15 protein-coding genes are annotated in these 17,381 nt (G+C 65.7%); 12 read left to right on the top strand and 3 right to left on the bottom strand.

The genetic code is table 11. The annotated features are described in order from the left end of the window. The first annotated feature begins 50 nt into the window (after positions 1 to 50). The 6 genes from AC1DNE_RS14710 (at position 51) to AC1DNE_RS14685 (ending at position 8,018) form a co-directional block, all read left to right on the top strand. Positions 51 to 1,118, top strand: a complete 1,068-nt coding sequence (locus AC1DNE_RS14710) for a CapA family protein (RefSeq protein ID WP_476765412.1) — start codon at positions 51 to 53, stop codon at positions 1,116 to 1,118. 205 nt (positions 1,119 to 1,323) lie between these two features. Further along, positions 1,324 to 1,572 carry a hypothetical protein gene (locus tag AC1DNE_RS14705; RefSeq protein WP_476765411.1) on the top strand — a complete coding sequence of 83 codons (249 nt, stop codon included), beginning with the start codon at positions 1,324 to 1,326 and terminating at the stop codon, positions 1,570 to 1,572. A 1,052-nt stretch (positions 1,573 to 2,624) separates the two neighbouring features. Next, complete coding sequence (locus AC1DNE_RS14700) at positions 2,625 to 3,650, top strand: amino acid ABC transporter substrate-binding protein (RefSeq protein ID WP_476765410.1); 1,026 nt, start codon at positions 2,625 to 2,627, stop codon at positions 3,648 to 3,650. Positions 3,651 to 3,715: 65 nt separating this feature from the next. After that, positions 3,716 to 4,819, top strand: a complete 1,104-nt coding sequence (locus AC1DNE_RS14695) for an amino acid ABC transporter permease (protein ID WP_476765409.1) — start codon at positions 3,716 to 3,718, stop codon at positions 4,817 to 4,819. Between the two features lie 74 nt (positions 4,820 to 4,893). Next, entirely contained in the window at positions 4,894 to 5,907 is a 1,014-nt protein-coding gene (locus tag AC1DNE_RS14690; RefSeq protein WP_476765408.1) for an amino acid ABC transporter permease, read from the top strand. 32 nt (positions 5,908 to 5,939) lie between these two features. Continuing rightward, positions 5,940 to 8,018 carry a chorismate-binding protein gene (locus tag AC1DNE_RS14685; protein WP_476765407.1) on the top strand — a complete coding sequence of 693 codons (2,079 nt, stop codon included), beginning with the start codon at positions 5,940 to 5,942 and terminating at the stop codon, positions 8,016 to 8,018. Positions 8,019 to 8,036: 18 nt separating this feature from the next. Here AC1DNE_RS14685 and AC1DNE_RS14680 read toward each other — a convergent pair whose 3' ends face one another. Then, positions 8,037 to 9,650 carry an IclR family transcriptional regulator domain-containing protein gene (locus AC1DNE_RS14680; protein ID WP_476765406.1) on the bottom strand — a complete coding sequence of 538 codons (1,614 nt, stop codon included), beginning with the start codon at positions 9,648 to 9,650 and terminating at the stop codon, positions 8,037 to 8,039. Positions 9,651 to 9,837: 187 nt separating this feature from the next. On the opposite strand from AC1DNE_RS14680, the gene AC1DNE_RS14675 reads away from it, so the two are divergent. From AC1DNE_RS14675 to AC1DNE_RS14650, 6 genes are all read left to right on the top strand, one after another. Next, on the top strand, positions 9,838 to 10,626 hold the full coding sequence (locus AC1DNE_RS14675) for a ribonuclease activity regulator RraA (protein ID WP_441469237.1): 789 nt from the start codon (positions 9,838 to 9,840) through the stop codon (positions 10,624 to 10,626). After that, positions 10,619 to 11,071, top strand: coding sequence for a nuclear transport factor 2 family protein (locus AC1DNE_RS14670; RefSeq protein WP_441469236.1), 453 nt, complete (start codon positions 10,619 to 10,621; stop codon positions 11,069 to 11,071). The genes AC1DNE_RS14675 and AC1DNE_RS14670 overlap by 8 nt, the downstream gene beginning before the upstream one ends. Before the next feature lie 17 nt (positions 11,072 to 11,088). After that, positions 11,089 to 12,054, top strand: coding sequence for an aldose epimerase family protein (locus AC1DNE_RS14665; RefSeq protein ID WP_476765405.1), 966 nt, complete (start codon positions 11,089 to 11,091; stop codon positions 12,052 to 12,054). A gap of 14 nt (positions 12,055 to 12,068) precedes the next feature. Then, the gene (locus AC1DNE_RS14660) at positions 12,069 to 12,866 is read left to right on the top strand and encodes an NAD-dependent epimerase/dehydratase family protein (RefSeq protein WP_441469508.1); all 798 of its coding nucleotides are present in this window, start codon (positions 12,069 to 12,071) and stop codon (positions 12,864 to 12,866) included. A gap of 113 nt (positions 12,867 to 12,979) precedes the next feature. Continuing rightward, positions 12,980 to 14,152 carry an extracellular solute-binding protein gene (locus AC1DNE_RS14655; RefSeq protein WP_441469507.1) on the top strand — a complete coding sequence of 391 codons (1,173 nt, stop codon included), beginning with the start codon at positions 12,980 to 12,982 and terminating at the stop codon, positions 14,150 to 14,152. 107 nt (positions 14,153 to 14,259) lie between these two features. Beyond that, positions 14,260 to 15,348, top strand: coding sequence for a mandelate racemase/muconate lactonizing enzyme family protein (locus tag AC1DNE_RS14650; RefSeq protein ID WP_476765404.1), 1,089 nt, complete (start codon positions 14,260 to 14,262; stop codon positions 15,346 to 15,348). A 309-nt stretch (positions 15,349 to 15,657) separates the two neighbouring features. On the opposite strand, the gene AC1DNE_RS14645 is transcribed toward AC1DNE_RS14650, so the two are convergent. Together AC1DNE_RS14645 and AC1DNE_RS14640 are read right to left on the bottom strand one after the other, a co-directional pair. Then, complete coding sequence (locus AC1DNE_RS14645) at positions 15,658 to 16,608, bottom strand: isocitrate lyase/PEP mutase family protein (protein ID WP_476841113.1); 951 nt, start codon at positions 16,606 to 16,608, stop codon at positions 15,658 to 15,660. Next, positions 16,605 to 17,339, bottom strand: coding sequence for a GntR family transcriptional regulator (locus AC1DNE_RS14640; protein WP_476765402.1), 735 nt, complete (start codon positions 17,337 to 17,339; stop codon positions 16,605 to 16,607). Before AC1DNE_RS14640 ends, AC1DNE_RS14645 begins: the two co-directional genes overlap by 4 nt. Positions 17,340 to 17,381 lie beyond the last annotated feature (42 nt).

Genomic DNA, 17,381 nt, shown 5'->3' with positions numbered 1-17,381 from the left:
TTCTGACATCGATATGATGCATCAAAAAAATATTATAGGATGAAACAACAATGGCAGTGCTCGGCGCAGTGGGAGATATCGTCGTCCGCAGCAGGATTTACGCGGATGGTGAAGCGATCGATCGCGATTATCAGGAGACGCTTTCGTATCTGCGCGAGAGCGATCTCGTTTGGGGGGCTTGCGAAGTTCAGTTCGCTAGCCGCGGATATCGTAGCGATGCGCCGATCGCTTATCTCGTCGATCCAGCCGTTGCAGGTGATTTAGGACGAGCGGGATTCGGCCTGCTCACGGTCGCGACCAATCACACTTGTGATTTTGGACCGGACGCATTTCTGGAGACCATTCGGCACTTAAATGAGGCCGGAGTGTCTACAGTCGGCGGAGGAGTTAGCCTCGACGCATCCTTCGAACCCGACATCCGGGAGATGGGCGACTGCAGGATCGGCACGCTCGCCGTGTCCTGCTTGTTACCGCCTGACTATGCTGCGACCGAAACACGGCCCGGTATCGCGCCGCTGGCGATCGAGCAGTGGCCAGAGATTCATCCTATCCTGCTTGCCACCGAGCCTGGCGCGCCGATGCGGATGCGCAGCAAGGTGTCCGCTGGCCATCTCGATCGTCTTCGGGATGCGATTGCAAACCTGCGGCCGCATGTCGACGTGCTCATAGTCAGCGTACATTGGGGCTATGGGCGCGGCGACCCGCTGGCGGAGTATCAACGCCCGCTTGGACACGCTTTGATCGATGCAGGTGCTGACATGGTGCTCGGCAATCACGCTCACAGCCCTGCAGGTCTCGAAACCTATCAGGGAAAGCCTATTCTCTACAGTCTTGGCAATCATATCGCCCAACAGTATTGGGACAACGCAACGCCCGATCAGCAGGCCATCTTCTCGCAGATCGACCCGTGGTCCTTGGTAAGCCGCATCCACATCGACAGCGGCGGCATCTCTGCGATCGAGTTTCGCGCCACCGAATGCAACAAGGCGGGCTTTCCGGCTCTGCTCAAGGAGCCATCGCGTGCGCTGCCAATCTTCGAACGATTTCTGAGGCTTGCGGCAAGTGAAAACACCAAATTCGAAATCTCTGGTGCGAGCCTGATGGCAAGCTTCGGTTGAGAAGTTCGGAGTGGAACGCCCGAGCCAGGCTTCGGGCGGCTCATCCATAAACGTCCGCTTGCCGGTAAGGCCCAATGTCCGGCTTTTGCGCGATGCGATCTGGCAAGCGAGGTTCGACAAACGTCCGAAGGAATGATCGCGTGGCGGCTTGTGGAACAACAGGCTCCGGCTCGCGTAGTAACATGTCGCAAGGAGCGCGGCTCGGATGTTCAAAATTTTCTTCGAGATGTCGATGCTCGCGTTCGAAGCGCAGCAAGCGATTTGGCTGCGCACAATCAGACTTTCCAAGGGCGGCCGAGCGGCCAGTCGCGAGGCAAAGTTGATGGTGACAGAGAAGGTTTCCGCCGCTCAACGGGCGGCCGGCAAGCTCGCAACCGGAACACCCCCCACCCAAGTCATTCGCGGATACAGGACGAAGGTGCGCTCGAATGTGCGGCGCTTGTCCAAGCGCTAGAAGCGACAAAAAGCTATCGACGAGGTCGGGCATGATACCGACCAGGCGATGCTCCGAACGCGGCTGGGACAGCGTAAAGAACGGGGGGCTGGCTCAACTCGGGTCGACCGTTGCTTGGGGAAGTGTCTCGCAGCGGGTTGAAAACAGGCGTCGCCAATAAAATCGACGAAGACCTCGACTTTCCGCGAGAGGTTGCGGGTGGAGGGCAGATCAGGCTGAAATGGCCGGGAGCATCGATCCGCGCGTCGAGCAAGGTGCGCATTTCCCGTCCGCCAGCGCATCGCGCGCCAGGAAATCCGGCATGCAGCCGATGCCAAGGCCGGCGACGGTGGCGCCGCGCAGGGCAGGCTCATACGCCTTCTGCCCGACTGGGACATCACCACGATACAGTTGCAAGCGGTCTATCCGGCCAACCGCCATATAGCGGTGAAGGTCCGACGCTTTGTCTCGTTCCTGGTGGGCAAATTGCGACCGTAACGGGCGAGGAAGGCGAGCCGGCCAGGACGGCTGCGCAAGAGCCCGATCGAAATGCCGACCGTGGCGGCTTCTACGACCGAGGACCCCACTCCGACTTCGACGACCGAGGCGCCAAGAGCGCCATGGCACGCCAAGCTTCGCGGTACATTTCGTGCAGCAAAATGGAACCACTACGACCCCGCCTCGGGGCAGATCGAGGCAACCCAGGCCGCAGTAATTGGCAGCGTGTCTGTCGAGACCGGATCCAAAGCGCCACTGTCCGGAAGGTCCGCTTTCTGACGTCGAGCCAACGTCTGAAAATGGCGCGAAGCTCCAGCCGAGGATGCGACGAACGGCTGATTTCGTCGCTCTTCAGTGCAACTCAAGACAGGCGGCTTCTGCCGCCAGCGATCCACGTCCGGAAAAGGTTGGCGGTAGGCATTCGTGCGGCTTCCTAGCGAGAGAACGAGCCGGTCGACGTTTCCTCAAGGGCTGATCATCGCAAGCGCCCGGCGTTCGTCGAGCGATGCTTGCCTTACCAGATTGAGCTGCTTAAACCCGCGCTCGCGGTCGTGATTGTTCCGGGGAATTATGCAATGAAATTACGTGAGCTTGCCGTGGCTGCGGCCCTGTTGGTCGCCCCGCTGCTGAGCCCTGCGAACGCGGGCACGCTGGACACCGTGAAGGCGCGCGGCACGCTCAATTGCGGCGTCGGCGAGAGCTTTCCCGGCTTCTTCGCCGCCGATGCGTCGGGGCGCTGGAGTGGCCTCGATGTCGATTTCTGCCGGGCCGTGGCGACTGCGGTTCTCGGCGATCCGGAAAAAGTGAAATACCTGCCGGCGACGCCCGCAGCGCGCTTTGCCCAGCTTCAGTCGGGCCAGGTCGATATCCTGTCTCGCTCCGTGACCTGGATCATGTCGCGCGAGGCCGGGCTCGGCCTGTCGTTCCCCGGCGTCACCTTCTTCGACGGCCAGGGCTTCCTCGTCCGCAAGTCGGCAGGGATCAAGAGCGCCCGCGAGCTGGAAGGGGCGACGATTTGCACCCAGACCGGGACGACGACCGAGCGCAACCTCGCCGACTACTTTCGGCAGAACAACATGAAGTACAAGCCGGTGGTGTTCGAGCAGGCCGACCAGGTCGTCGCCGCCTATGAGGCGGAACGCTGCGACGCCTTCACTACCGACAAGTCGACGCTTTCGGCCCGCCTCGCCAAGCTGAAAGACCCGAGTGCCCATGTCATCCTGCCCGAGACGATCTCGAAGGCGGCCAACGGCCCCGTGGTGCGCCAGGGCGATGACCAATGGGCGAATCTCGTACGCTGGACGCTGAATGCACTGATCGCGGGCGAAGAGCTGGGCGTGACCACGGCGAAGGTGGACGATCTTGCGGCCAATGCGACCGACCCGGAGATCCGCCGGCTGCTGGGCACTGACGGCGATCTCGGAAAGCTGATCGGCCTCGACAAGGACTGGGCCGGGCGTGTCATCAAGGCCGTCGGCAACTACGGCGAGATGTACGAGCGCAACCTGGGGCCGAAGGGCGCGATCGTCATCCCGCGCGAAAACAGCCTGAACCGCCTCTGGCGCGATGGTGGGTTGCTGTTCGCGCCCTCCTTCCAGTGACGCCTCGCGACCCGCGGTGAATTAATCCCATGGCGGCGGCTTCCCGAGACGCAGGCAAGAGCTTCATGCGTCGCCATGGGATCGAGTATGGCGTTTATGTCGCGACGGCCTGCATCGTCGCGGCGCTCGCCGTCATGGCGATTTTCACGCTTCGGGCCCGCGGCATCCACGCGGGCTTTGGCTTTCTCTGGGATACGGCCGGCTTTGACATCAGTTTCGGCCTGATTCCGTACGATGCGACGAAGAGCTATGCCCGCGCTTTCATCGTCGGCCTGCTGAACACGCTCGTCGTTTCGGCCGTGGCGATCGGGCTGGCGACGTGCCTCGGGCTCGGCCTCGCGATCGCTCGCCTATCCGAGGATCCGCCTTTGCGCACGCTGGCGACCGCGGCGACCGAGCTCGTCCGCAACACGCCGCTGCTGCTGCAGCTGTTCGTCTGGTATTTCATGGTGTTCGGCGCGCTGCCGCCCGTCAGGCAGTCGCTTCATCTCGGCAGCTTCACGCTGCTCAACAATCGCGGGATCGTGGTTGCGGCACCGGGATTGAATTCCCTCGGCGTGGCGTGTCTGGTCGTCGGAGCAATATCGATCCTGATCGCTGCCATGGCGCGTCCTCTGCCCTGGCCGATCGGCCTTTTCCAGCGATCTGCGGTCAGGACCGCCTTCGCAATCGCAGGCGTGCTCCTCCTTCTCGCTGCTGCAGCTTCCGCCGACTGGGACCTGCCGGTTCAACGCGGATTCAACGTGACCGGCGGCCTCACCCTGCCCCCCGAATTCGCCGCGCTGGTCACGGCGCTTGCAATCTATGCCGCCGCCTTCATCGGAGAGGCCTTTCGGAGCGGCTTCGTTTCGGTGCCGGCTGGCCAGTGGGAAGCGGCCCAATCGCTCGGTCTCGGCCGCTTCGCCACGTTGCGGCTGATCGTTCTGCCGCAAGCGATCCGCGCCGCCCTGCCGGCGCTCGGGAACCAGTTCGTCAACGTCGTGAAGGCCTCGTCGCTGGCTGCGGCCGTCGGCTTTCCCGATCTGATGCAGGTGTTCGGCAAGACCACGCTCAACCAGACCGGACAGGCCGTCGAGGTGATCAGCATCACGATGGCGGTCTATCTCGCGATCAGCCTCAGCATTTCCGGTCTGATTCATCGCAGCGAAGCCAGGCGCTGGCGCGCATGACCGAGGCCCCGGCTTGCCCATCCGTGACTACCGCCGATCGGCCAGCTCGGTCATCCACGCAGCGGCGATGGCGCGTGGGAAGCGTCCTCCTGCTCGCGGCACTCCTGGCGCTCGGCATTCTCCTCGGCCCGCGGCTGTTTCGCTGGGCCGTGCTTGACGCCGCCTTCCCCTGGGGCGAAGCGGCGAGCTGCGACGGGCGCGGCGCCTGCTGGCTTTTCATCCGCGAGCGGTTGCCGCAATTTATCTATGGCTTTTATCCGGCCCCCTCCCGGTGGCGGTTGAATATTGGCTTCCTGCTGCTGTTCGGTTGGCTCGCGCTGCCGCTGCTTCCCGGCATGCGCCGGAGAATGGCGGTGACCTTTGCGGGAGCTGCGATCGGAATCGCGGCGGCCCTCCTGCTGGCGGCCGGCGGCGTGTTCGGTCTGGCTCCGGTCGAAGCCGACCAGTGGGGCGGTCTCTTCGTCACGGCGCTGCTGTCGATCACCGCGATGGTCGTGTCGCTGCCGGCCGGGATCGCGCTGGCGCTCGGCCGGCAGGCCGACAGCCCGCTCTGGCGCGGGCTCGCCAACATGACGGTCGAAGTCATCCGCGGCGTGCCGCTCCTGGCCATCCTGTTCACGGCCGTGGTGCTGCTGCCGCTCTTCGTGCCGGGTGGCGAAGGCATCGGCCTGTTCACGCGGGTGGTGGTCGGCCTGTGTCTCTACGCCGCGGCCTATATGGCCGAGGTCATCCGGGGGGCGCTACGCACCATCCCGGCCGGGCAGGCCGAAGCGGCCCGGTCCCTCGGGCTGGGCTATTGGCGCTGCCTCAGCCTCGTCGTGCTGCCGCAGGCGCTGCGTGCCGCTCTGCCAAACATCGTCAGCACCTTCATCCAGATGCTGAAGGATTCGACCCTGGTCCTCGTTGTCGGCGTCTTCGACCTGCTCGGCGTCGTGCAGCTCACGGTCGCCGACCCGAAATGGAACGGCTATTCGGCCGAAGCCTATCTCTTCGCCGGCCTGTTCTTCTTTGCAATCTGCTTTGGCCTTTCGAGAGTGGCCGCCCGCCTTGAGCGGCACCTCGACTACAACCGGACATCACCCACGTGACGCACAGCTTCATAACGCCATCCGGACTCGCCGTGACGCGGAGCGTGGAAGCGATCGATGCGCCGGAAGGGCTCGATGCGCTGATCGACGGCCTCGGGACGCGGCAGGGTCTGCTGCTGCGTTGCAATTTCGCGTTTCCCGGCCGCTACCGCCCGCATTGGCTCGGGTTTGTCGACCCGCCGCTCCGGCTCTCGCTGCGCGCGGATCGCCTGATCTGCCGGGCGCTGAACGAGCGCGGCAGCATTATCCTGCCGGCCATCGCCGCCGCTTTCGCGCAGGGCGGCATCGCCGATCTGGAGACGGGTTCGGATGTCGTCGAAGGGCGCCTCGCAACGGGCGAGACCCTTTTCGAAACCCTGCGAAGCCTTGTCGCGGCGTTCCGCTCGGACGACCCGCATCTCGGCCTTTTTGGCCCGTTCGGCTTCGATCTGGCATTCCATACGCTGGGGCTGGAGCGGCACGCCCGGCCGCAGACCGACCACGACGACATGGTCCTCTATCTGCCGGATCGGATCGTCGTCGCCGATCATCCAGAAACCGGCCAGGCCAAGATCGTCACCTATGACTTCGCTCTGGGCTCGCAATCGACACGAGGTCTCGCGCGTACGGGAAATCCATCCGCTCTGGGGAGCCGGACGGCGGCACCTGCGGCACAAGAACAGCCTTATTCCGATATGGTAGGCAGGGCGGTCGAAGCCTGCCGCTCCGGCGAATTGTTCGAAGTGGTCCTGGCGCAAACCTTCAGGCGCGAGCTTCCGGCAGGGCCCGATGCCCTCTTTCGCCTGCTCGATCGCATCAATCCGAGCCCTTATGAGTTCCTGGCCAATCTCGGGAGCGAAGCGCTGGTGGGTGCCTCGCCGGAAATGTTCGTGCGCGTCGAAGGCCGGCGTGTCGAAAGCTGCCCGATTTCGGGGACGGTCCGGCGCGGAGAGGATGCCATCGCGGATGCCGAGCGGGCTCTGGAGCTCCTGAATTCTTCCAAGTCGGCGGCCGAGCTCACGATGTGTACGGACATCGACCGCGACGACAAGGCCGGCCTGTGCGAGCCCGGCTCGATCCGCCTTCTGGGCCGCCGCCAGATCGAGACCTACTCGCATCTGTTGCATACGGTCGACCATGTCGAGGGGATACTGCGTCCAGACCGCGATGCGATCGACGCCTTTCGCGCGCATGTCTGGGCGGTGACGCTGACCGGCGCGCCCCGCCGCGAGGCGATCGCCTTCATCGATGCCAACGAGGCAGCCCCGCGGCGCTGGTATGGCGGCGCCATCGGGCGGCTCGGCTTCGATGGCCGAATGGATACCGGCATCGTGCTGCGCTCGATGCGGCTTGCCGGCGGAACGGCGGAAATCACGGTCGGCGCGACGATCCTGCATTCCTCCGACCCGATCGACGAGGAACGCGAAACCGTGACGAAAGCCGGCGCGCTCCTGCGCACGCTCGACCTTGCATCGGCGCAACCTGCTGAGCTCGAGGCCGCGCCGTCGCCGCGAAGCCCCGCGCGCCCGGCCGAAAGCGCCCGGATACCGGTCACGATCCTGGGCGGCGTGCCATTCGCGCAGACCCTGACAGCGCTTCTGAAATCGGCCGGGGCCGATGTCGCCCTGCAGCCCCTGACAGGAGGCTCGCGGGCCCTGTGGAGAGAGGGAGCCTATATCGTCTCCCCGGATCTGTCGGATATCGGGCTAGACACCGCGCGCGAGGTCCTCGCCAACCTTCTCGCGGTTCAGCGTCCGGTGCTGGCGCTGGGGCACGGCATGGTGGCGCTCGCTCAATTGTTCGGCGCGAAGGCCCCGCCGGCGGACACACCGCGCCATGGCGAGCGCGTTTTGGCGCTGCCATCGGCTGGCCCTTCATGGCTGCTGCCGAACCGCGCCGAGTCGTTCGTCGTCGGCTGCTACCACCGCCGGGTCGTCCTTTCCGGCCAAGTTCCAGACTGTTTACGCGAAATCGCGCAGGGCCCTGCGAGGGAAGTGCTGGCACTCGAGCATGAAACGCTGCCGGTAGGCGGTTTGCTGTTCAGGCCGGAATCGCTCCTTACCCATGATCCGGACGGGCCTGTTCATGCGTTTCTCAACCGTGCTGAGCGCGAATTGCTGAAGGCGCATTAGCCTCCCCGCGCCGGCAGATCAGCCGGCAGTCGTTAGCGCAACCAGCAAATGACCGGACAACGGCGCTTTTTCCAAGACCTCGCGTGCAAGGTCGATCCGCGCAGTGGTGACGTAGACCCGGTCCTTGCCCTCACCGCCAAAGGCAAGGCCGGTCGGACGCGGCACTGGCAGCGGCAGCAGCCGCTCAATCTCGCCTTCGGTCGTCAGCCGCGCGATGCTCCAGCCGTCATAGAGACCAACCCAAAGTCGATCATCCGCGTCCACTGCAAGGCTGCGCGGTTCGCCCGAGACACGCGGTATGCGCGTGAAAAGCCGGGGCGCCGCGCCACCGCGCTCAAGGAGATAGATCGTGCCACTCTGGGGGTCAGAGGCGAAAAGCCTGCCGCTCGCCTGCGACCAGGCGATCGCGCCGATCCGCTTGCGCAGGGCCCATACGGTTTCGAGCGTTCCATCAGCGCCGAGTTTGCCGATCCGGGTTTCGTCGCCCTGGTGCACGGCGACCCATGGCTGCCCGTTGAGATCGGTTGCCATGGCGGTGGCGCCGGCAAGCTCGGGAACGGTGCGATCCAGCACGCATTCCCTCTTGTCGATCCTGAGCATGCGCCCGCCGAGCAGCAGAACGATGTCGCCTTCGGCCGTGACGGCGAGACCGTCGATCGGTGCGCCGGGCTCCGGCCGGATTGCCGCCGTCCGAGATCCCGCCGTCATGTAGAGGGTGGGTCCGAGCCGATCGGCCCAGACAAGGGATGAGCGCTCCGGGTCCCAGACCGGATGGGCACCGTAGAAGACGGGCTTGCCGTGCGGGGCGTGCGGCTGCCAGGGCATGCCTGCCTGCGGTTGCCGCGTCGGCGCGCCCCTGAGCCCCAGGCTGATATTGCGGGCGACATTCGCGATCTCCGGGCCGAGCTGCGCCACTCTTTCGCTCGTCAGCCGATAGACCGGCCCGGCAACGCTGATGGCGGCGATCGGCTGGCCAGTAGAATCGAGCACCGGCGCCCCGACGCAACGATTGCCCGGCAGAATTTCCTGGTCCTCGACGGCATAGCCGCGAGCCCGGATGATGCGCAGCTGCGTCATCAGCGTGCCGCGATCGGTGATCGTCTGCGGCGTGAAGCGCTCCAGGGGCCCATGGCCGAGCATGGCCTCGGCCTCCGCTTCCGGCAGGAAGGCCAGGATCGCCTTTCCCTGGCTGGTGCAGTGCAGAGGCTTGCGCACGCCGAGGCGCGCGGCCGAGCGGATGTCGTGCGGGCTTTCGAACTTGCCGAGCGCCAGAACCATGCCGTCATCGGGCACGGCGAGATAGGCGGTCTCCCCGGTCATGTCGCGCAGGCGCTGCAGCTCGACGCTGGCGACCGCGGCGAGGTCGGGCGCGACCCAGACATTCTGGGCCAGCTCGAGCAGGCGATAGCCGAGCGTATAGCCCTGGGACTGCGGGTCGAGGCGAACGAAGCCGTGCGCCGTGACTGAGGCGAGGATCCGGTAAAGCGTCGCCTTTGGCCAACCCGTCGCCGCCGCAAGTTCGGCCGCCGAGATCAGGCCGGGGGCGGCCGCAATCAGGTCGATCAGCCGAAAGGCCTTGCCGATCAGGGCCGTGCCGGGAACGGCCGGCTGCTCGCGGCGATCGTCCGGCATCCATCGGAACGCGTCCGCTTGCGGTTCTGCCATCGAGCGATCCCATATTGTGAGACTGTGGACGCGCAGCGCCGATCTCCAAGCTTTCCGAGGATCAATATGTAGGTCAGAAAGGTCAAGGCCGGTGTGCGGACGACCGCATCGCCGACTTGAGAACGGAACTCCTTCGCAGGCCGGACAGCGCTTCATGAGCTTATCCACGCAACATCCCGTCGCCGTCCCGCAGGAGGTGATCGACCGGCTGAAGACGATCAGCAGCGGGTCGCTCACCACCGAACTGTTCCGCCGCGGCTTGCGCCAGTGCTTCCTGGTCGGGCTGAAGGCGCTGAACCCGAAGGCCGCCAAATTCGCCGGCGAGGCCTTCACGATGCGCTTCATTCCGGCTCGCGAGGATATCGACACTTACGCGACCCTGACCCCCTATCCGAACCCCGATAATCTCCAGTGGGAGGCGGTCGAGCAGATCGGCCCGGGCCAGGTTCTCGTCATCGACAGCCGCGGCGACATTTCCTCCGCCTCGGCCGGAAACGTCCTTTTGACGCGGATGATGGTGAAGGGCGTGGCCGGCGTCGTCACCGACGGCGCCTTCCGCGACGGCCAGGAGATCGCTGCGATGGCGTTCCCTGCCTATGCCCGCGAGGTCGTCGCCTCGACCCGGCTCTCGACCCATCATGCAGCCGATCTCAACGTGCCGGTCTCCTGCGCCGGCGTCGCCGTCTATCCCGGCGACATCCTGGTCGGCGACGGTGACGGCGTCACGGTGGTGCCGCGCCGTCTGGCCGCCGAGATCGCCGATGCCGGCGAGAAGCGCGACGTCCTGGAAGGCTATCTGGTCAGGCGCATCGCCTCCGGCGAGGGGCTCTATGGCGTCTATCCGCCGACGCCGCAGACCCGCGCCGATTTCGAGGCCTGGCAGAAAGCCGGCTCCCGCGAAGAGGACATCACGCGCATTCGTGCGGAGGCCAGCCATGGTTGAGATCACCCCCGCCTTCATGGAAAAGGCGATCCGGCGCTATTTCGAAGCCTGCAATGCCGGCGACTACGCCATGCTCGTCTCATGCTTCACGCCCGACGCTGTCCATTATTTTCCGCCTGGCCTGCCCGAAATTCCCTGGCGGACCGCCGATGTGATCGCCCGCAAATGGGTCTGGTGCGTCGAGAACCTCGGCTCGCGCTGGACGATCGAAAAGATCCTGTGCTCGCCGACCGCGCCGGAGGCGGTGATCGAATGGACGCATTGGAAGCCCAGGGCCAAGACCGCGCTGCGCGGCGATGAATGGTATGTCTTCGACGAAGAGAGCGGCTTGATCCGGGAAATCCGGGCCTATTACGCCTCTGCCGCAGATGCCAGCCTGCCGATCAGCGAACTCGTCGAATTCGACTATGCCGGCCGCGGTTATCACCTCGGTCCGCAAGCCTAGCCAAAGAGATCGGCGGGATGGCTGAAACCATGGAGCTTCCTGCGATACCGCGTGAGGGCACGGAGCCAGCATTGTCCGTCCGTGAGGACGACAGGCTGGTGTTGCGGGCCGGCGCGCTCGAGGCGACCCTCTCGCCTGCCGCGGGCGGACGCCTCGCCACGTTTCGCGACCTGTCCAGCACTCCCGCGCGCGATCTCGTCGTGCCCCTGCGCGACTGGCCGGCCGAACCCCGGCGCTGGCCGAAGGGCGGTGCCTATCCGCTCATTCCCTATTCCAACCGCATCGCCGATGGCTGCCTGCGCCATGCCGGGCGCGCGTGGTCCGTCGCGCCGCACCCGGACGCCGACCCGCACAGCCTCCATGGACCGGCGCATCTGCGCCCGTGGAAGGTCGAAGCCTGCGATCGGGCGAGGGCGGAACTGACGCTTTCCGCCGAGCCGGATGGCGACTGGCCCTGGCCCTATTTCGCCCGGCAATCCTTCGAGCTCACGCCGCAATCCCTGCGCGTCAGCCTGAGCATCGAGAACCGTGGCGCCGAGCCCTTCCCCGTTGGGCTGGGTTGGCACCCCTATCTGGCCTGGTCGGAGGACGCGGAGGTTCGTCACGACGCCCGGCGGCGCTGGCTGTATGACGAGGATTATGTCGCGACCGGCGAGGTGGTGCCAGCCGACGCCGTCGATGGCCGGACCAGCTATCTCTCGGACTGGACCGGGCTGGAAATCAGCCATGCCGATGGGCACTGTGTCCATGTCGCGGCAGACCCCGCGCTTTCCCATCTCGTTCTGCATCGCCCGGACGACGATGCCTATCTCTGCGTCGAGCCGGTCTCCCATGTCGCGAACGGCTTCAACCTGGACGCGGCTGGCGTCGCGGGTACCGGCACGCGCCTGCTCGGAGCCGGTGCGCGTTTCAGTGCCTGGGTCGAGCTTGGCCCCGGACGGAGAGGCGCAGGGCCGGCCACAGACCGGGAGACCAATCCGTGACAAAGACCATCGTGATGACCGGGGCCGGTGGCGTCGTCGGCCGTGCGATCCGCCCCTTGCTGCGCGGCAGCCATCGTCTGCGCCTGTTCGATCGCAATGCCATCACGGATCTCGGGGAGAATGAGGAAGCTATCCTCGGAGACATCGCGGACAAAACTGCGCTGGCCGATGCCCTGCGCGGCGCATCGGCCGTGGTCCATCTGGCCGGCTGCACCACCGAGGCCGGGATCGAGGAACAGATCGCCGGCAACGTTCAGGGCGCCTGGAACGTTTTCGACGCTGCGCGGGCCGCTGGTATCGAGCGGGTGGTCTTCACCAGTTCGCATCACGTCGTCGGCCATTATCCGCGCCACAGGCGGGTCGGCTCCGATGTCCTGTTGCGTCCGGACAGCCGCTACGGGTTGACCAAGGCTTTCGGTGAGCAGGCGGGGGCCTTTTTTGCCGACCAGTTCGGGCTGCGGGTCCTGGCCATCCGGGTCGGCTTCATGGGCGAACGGCCGGTCGATCGCCGCCGCCTGGCCATTTGGACGAGCCCGCGCGATCTCGTGCAGTTGATCCGGATCGGCCTGGAGCACGAGACCCTGCGCTTCGCGGTCGTCTACGGCGTGTCCGACAATTCCCGCAGCTTCTTCGACAATGCCGCGGCATGGCGCCTGGGGTACCGGCCGCAGGACAGTGCCGACGACTATGCGGAGGCCGTCATGGCGGCCGTGCCGCCGGAAGATCCCGGCCGGCTCGCCAGCCGCGTCATCGGCGGCACGATGGCCGAGGGGAGCTTCGTCGGCGACGCCGCGCGGATCGAGGACTGGTGAGCCGGCAACCAGCCGCATCGGCTCGGAATGCCGCGCAAGAAACGATGGCGCCACAAGACGCCACGCAACAGTGCCGCTCCGGCGGCAACCATTGGGAGGATGACAGGATGACGATGACGGACCCATCTCGGCGCCAGTTCCTGGGCGGGGCGGCAGGGCTTGCCGCCTTGGCGCCGAGCCTTGCGCAGGCGCAACTCGCCTTGCCGAAGGCCCCGGTCAATCTCAATATCGTCGACGTGGCCGGCAATCTCGCGCTGACCCAGAAGGCATTCGAGGCCTATCGCCAGGCGAAGCCTGGCCTGGTGTCGCGGATGACCTTCACCAAGGCGCCGGCCCCGGAACTGCCCGGCAAGATCAAGGCGCAGCAAGTTGCCGGTCGCGTCGACATCGACCTCGTGCTGACCGGCACTGATGCGCTGGCGGCGGGGATCGAGCAGAATTTGTGGGTCGATCTGCTCGCGGCTCACAAGCCCGCTCTGCCGAATCTCGACGAGATCTATGAAAAGGGCGCGGCCATGATGCAGGGCCTGGCTCGCGGCCAGGGTGTGGTCGTCGCCTATTATCCCTCAGGGCCTTTGCTCGAATACCTGCCGAACCACGTGCCCAACCCGCCCGGCTCGCTCGAAGAGCTGCTGGCCTGGGCCAAGGCCCATCCCAACAAGTTCATGTATGCCCGGCCGGCCAATTCCGGCCCGGGCCGCACCTTCATCATGGGATTGCCTTACATCCTTGGCGACAGCGACCCGAAGGATCCCATGAAGGGCTGGGACAAGACCTGGGCCTATCTGAAGGAGCTCGGCCGCTATATCGAATACTACCCGACCGGCACCTCCGCGGTGATGAAGGAGCTCGGCGACGGCACCCGCCACATCATCGCCACCACGACGGGCTGGGACATCAATCCGCGTGTCCTCGGCGTCGTCCCGAAAGAGGCGCGGATCTCAACCTTGAAGAATTTCCGCTGGGTCATCGACGGCCAGTACATGGCGATCCCGAAGGGGCTGCCCAACGACAAGATCGCCGTCCTGCTCGACCTGATGGCGTTCATGCTGACCAAGCCGGCGCAGGCCTTCACCTATGACGAGGGCTACCTCTATCCCGGCCCTGCGGTGAAGGACGTCCCGCTCTCGATGGCCCCGCCCGAGAGCCAGGCGGCGATCGCGGAATTCGGCCGCCCCGAATATGCGAAGCTGATCGCGGACACGCCCTTCGAACTGCCTCTCGAACCCAATCAGATGGTCATGGCCTTCCGCAGATGGGATGAGGAAATCGGCAAGCGAGCCTGATCAGCCTGCCGTGCCCGGTCTGCCATGTCCGGCAGGCCGTCGGCGATCCGAGCCCTGTTTCGCCGGGCCGGCCGCGTCGGGCCGGCTCCTGACCCGATGAGAAGGCCATGTCCGATCCGATCACCAAGGTGGAACCGATTGTCCTGCGCATTCCGTTCGACGACGGCGGCAAGGGGCAGGGCATCACGCCGACCCGGTGGAGCAATCTCGACATCGTCCTGGTCCGGGTCGAAACCGGCTCGGGCCTGGTCGGCTGGGGCGAAGCCTTCGGCTATATGTGCCAGAACGCCACCGCCGTCGCGGTTCGCGACCTGGTTGCGCCGGCGGTGATCGGGCGGAATTCGCAGGATCCGCAGGCCGTCAACCTGGCGGCTCAGCAGGCCCTGGCCCTGTTCGGCCGCTATGGCATCACCATGTTCGCGATCTCGGGGCTGGACATCGCGCTGTGGGATATCGCGGGCAAGCGCGCCGATCTGGCGCTATCGCGCCTGATCGGGCCGCCCCGCCGCGACAGGATCCGCGCCTATGCGAGCCTTGTCCGCTACGGCGATGCCGAGCGCGTCGCGCACTTCGCGGCTGAGGCCACGGCGCTCGGCTATGACGAAGTGAAGCTGCACGAAGTGCTGCCGGCGACGATCGCGGCCGGCCGCCGGGGGGCGGGGTCGGATGCCCGGCTGACCGTGGACGTCAACTGCCAGTGGTCGCTGGAGCAGGTTCGCGCCATGCTGCCGGTGCTTGCGGAGAGCAATGTGAACTGGTTGGAGGAGCCGACCTTTCCTCCTGAAGATCCAACACCCTGGCGGGCCATCGCAGCCGAGGGGATCGCCATCGCCGCTGGCGAGAATGCCTGCACGGCGGTCGAGTTCGGCCGCCTCGTGCCGGCGCTCGACATCGTCCAGCCGAGCGTCACGAAAGTCGGCGGCGTTACCGAGTTCGTCAAAGTCGCGCAGCTCGCGCGCGCCGCCGGCAAGCGCCTGGCGCCGCACTCGCCCTATTTCGGGCCGGGCTATTGGGCGAGCCTGCAGCTCGCCGCCGCTATCGACACCTGCGAAGTATTCGAATTCCTCTATGTCCGCCCGGAAGCCTGGTGTGGCCTGGATCCGACCTTGCCGGTTGGCGGAGCCATCGGCATTCCCGATAAACCAGGCATCGGCTTCGAGCCCGACATGTCCGTCATCGAACGCTATCGGAGCTAGAACGGGGACGAATGCCCCGACGCAATCCCATCGCTACTGCTCGGGCGTGTTGTTCTTCCAGGATACCGAAGGCGATGCGTTGCGGGACGCTTCCGGCATACGCGCATGAGCATTCGCCTGGGTGCAGGCAGAATAGAGGGCCAGCTTCGTAAAGCAGCAGATTCTGAGTGCTTTCGCCGGCATCCGCTTCGTCGACCTCTTCGATCTGCGTGACGGCCGATTCGGCGTCATGAAGTCTGGAACGACAGCGCCGAACGGCGGCTCTGCCTCACTCTCGCCTTGAGTGAACGGCGGCCCACCGCGCCGGCCTCAGGCGGGGACTGCCGCAGCCTCGTATTTCGACGCGTAGCTGTCGACCGTCAGGAGTTGCTTCTCCAGCGCCTGCATGGCCGGGAAGCCCATCAGGTTCCAGATCTCGTCGATGCCAACGAGCAGGTCCGAGCGGTCGGCCGGCACGCCGGTCTCCATCACCTCGCGCATCACCGACAGCGCCTCGCGCATCGCCCTGATCGCGGCGGCGGGCAGCATGCGCGGCAGGCTGATGCGGCGCACGCCGAGTTCCTTGAGGCGCGGCAGCGGGATCAGCGGCGTGGTCGGGCGCGGGCGGATGCCGAAGCCCATATTGATCGAGACCGGCTTGCCGCCGGCCGCCTCAACGACGCGGGCGATCTGGTCCTCGGTCTTGACCGCATCGGGGAAGATCGCGTCGGCGCCGGCCGCGACATAGGCGCGGATGCGCTCCAGCGTCGCGTCGAGCCCCTCGACGGCGAGCGCGTCCGTACGGGCAATGATGACAAAATCATCGTCGCGGCGGGCGAGGCAGGCGGCCTCGATCTTCTTCACCATCTCGTCGCGCGAGACGACTTCCTTGCCCGGCATATGGCCGCAGCGCTTCGGGCTGACCTGGTCCTCCAGGTTGACGCCGGCAACGCCGGCCTCCTCGAACATCTGCACGGTGTAGTGCACGTTCATTGGGTTGCCGTAGCCATTGTCGGCGTCGCAGGTCAGCGGGATCGAGATCGCGCGCGCCAGATGCCGGCAATGGTTGACGTTCTCGTTCAGCCCCATCATGCCGAGGTCCTCGACGCCGAGGATGGCGTTGGCGATGGCGGCGCCACTGGTGCAGGCGCTCTTGAAGCCGGCGGCCTCGACCAGCCTGGCGCTGTAGCCGTCGAAGACGCCGGGCGAGACGATGAACTCGCCGGAATTGAGCAGCGCCCGAAAGGCGGCGGGGGCCGAAATCTCGCGTCTGGCGATCATGATGCTCGTTTCTCCGCGCCGGCGGCGTCGTTGGTTGAGGCTTCGGGAACCTGGGCCAGCACATGTCGGCCGGCGCGCTCGACATGCGAGCGCATCAGGGATTCGGCGAGGGTGGGGTCGCGCATCTTGATCGCGCGCAGGATCTGCCAGTGTTCGGTGAAGGCGAGCTCCTTGCGCTCGGGCACGGCGCCGGAGATGCGCCGGTAGATGCGCAGCAGGTGGTAGAGGTCGCCGCAGAGGCTATCGATGATGCGGCTGTTGCCGCTGCCGCGCACAATCCGCTCATGGAAGTCGAAGCGCATATCCTCCGGCTGCTGCCCGGAATGGGCGGCCTCGAGGTCGGCGATCAGCGCAGCGATCTCGGCATCGCTCATCTGCTGGGAGGCCAGCCGGCAGGCATAGCCTTCGAGCGCCTCGCGCATCTGGAACAGTTCGAGGATCGCCTGCGGCGAGAGCGAGACGACGCGAGCCCGCATAAAGGGCTCGCGCGAGACGAGCTGGATGCCCTGGAGGCGGCGGATGGCCTCGCGGACCGGGCCGCGGCTGACGCCGAAGCGCGTCGCGAGCGTCGACTCGTTGACGACCATTCCGGGGGCGAGTTCGCAGCTGTAGATCAGATCGAGGATGCGGCCGAAAACCTCGTCGCCGAGCGTCTCGGTACGCCTGTCACCTGTGGCTAGGAGCTGCAGTTCCATCGCGGTGACGTTAGGAGCGAGCGGAAAATGTGTCAACAGTTTTGCGAAAATGCTCCTTCGAAGGATCAGTTGTGCGGA

Source organism: Allobosea sp. 05L423, from assembly GCF_056397745.1.
The sequence above is the reverse complement of the archived record's forward strand: the minus strand, read 5'-3'. Positions and strand labels throughout refer to the sequence as shown.

Coding starts and splice junctions, on each gene's coding strand:
- AC1DNE_RS14710 (WP_476765412.1), top strand. CDS start 51: ATGGCAGTGCTCGGCGCAGTGGGAGATATCGTCGTCCGCAGCAGGATT.
- AC1DNE_RS14705 (WP_476765411.1), top strand. CDS start 1,324: ATGTTCAAAATTTTCTTCGAGATGTCGATGCTCGCGTTCGAAGCGCAG.
- AC1DNE_RS14700 (WP_476765410.1), top strand. CDS start 2,625: ATGAAATTACGTGAGCTTGCCGTGGCTGCGGCCCTGTTGGTCGCCCCG.
- AC1DNE_RS14695 (WP_476765409.1), top strand. CDS start 3,716: ATGCGTCGCCATGGGATCGAGTATGGCGTTTATGTCGCGACGGCCTGC.
- AC1DNE_RS14680 (WP_476765406.1), bottom strand. CDS start 9,650: ATGCCGGACGATCGCCGCGAGCAGCCGGCCGTTCCCGGCACGGCCCTG.
- AC1DNE_RS14675 (WP_441469237.1), top strand. CDS start 9,838: ATGAGCTTATCCACGCAACATCCCGTCGCCGTCCCGCAGGAGGTGATC.
- AC1DNE_RS14670 (WP_441469236.1), top strand. CDS start 10,619: ATGGTTGAGATCACCCCCGCCTTCATGGAAAAGGCGATCCGGCGCTAT.
- AC1DNE_RS14665 (WP_476765405.1), top strand. CDS start 11,089: ATGGCTGAAACCATGGAGCTTCCTGCGATACCGCGTGAGGGCACGGAG.
- AC1DNE_RS14660 (WP_441469508.1), top strand. CDS start 12,069: ATGACCGGGGCCGGTGGCGTCGTCGGCCGTGCGATCCGCCCCTTGCTG.
- AC1DNE_RS14655 (WP_441469507.1), top strand. CDS start 12,980: ATGACGGACCCATCTCGGCGCCAGTTCCTGGGCGGGGCGGCAGGGCTT.
- AC1DNE_RS14650 (WP_476765404.1), top strand. CDS start 14,260: ATGTCCGATCCGATCACCAAGGTGGAACCGATTGTCCTGCGCATTCCG.
- AC1DNE_RS14645 (WP_476841113.1), bottom strand. CDS start 16,608: ATGATCGCCAGACGCGAGATTTCGGCCCCCGCCGCCTTTCGGGCGCTG.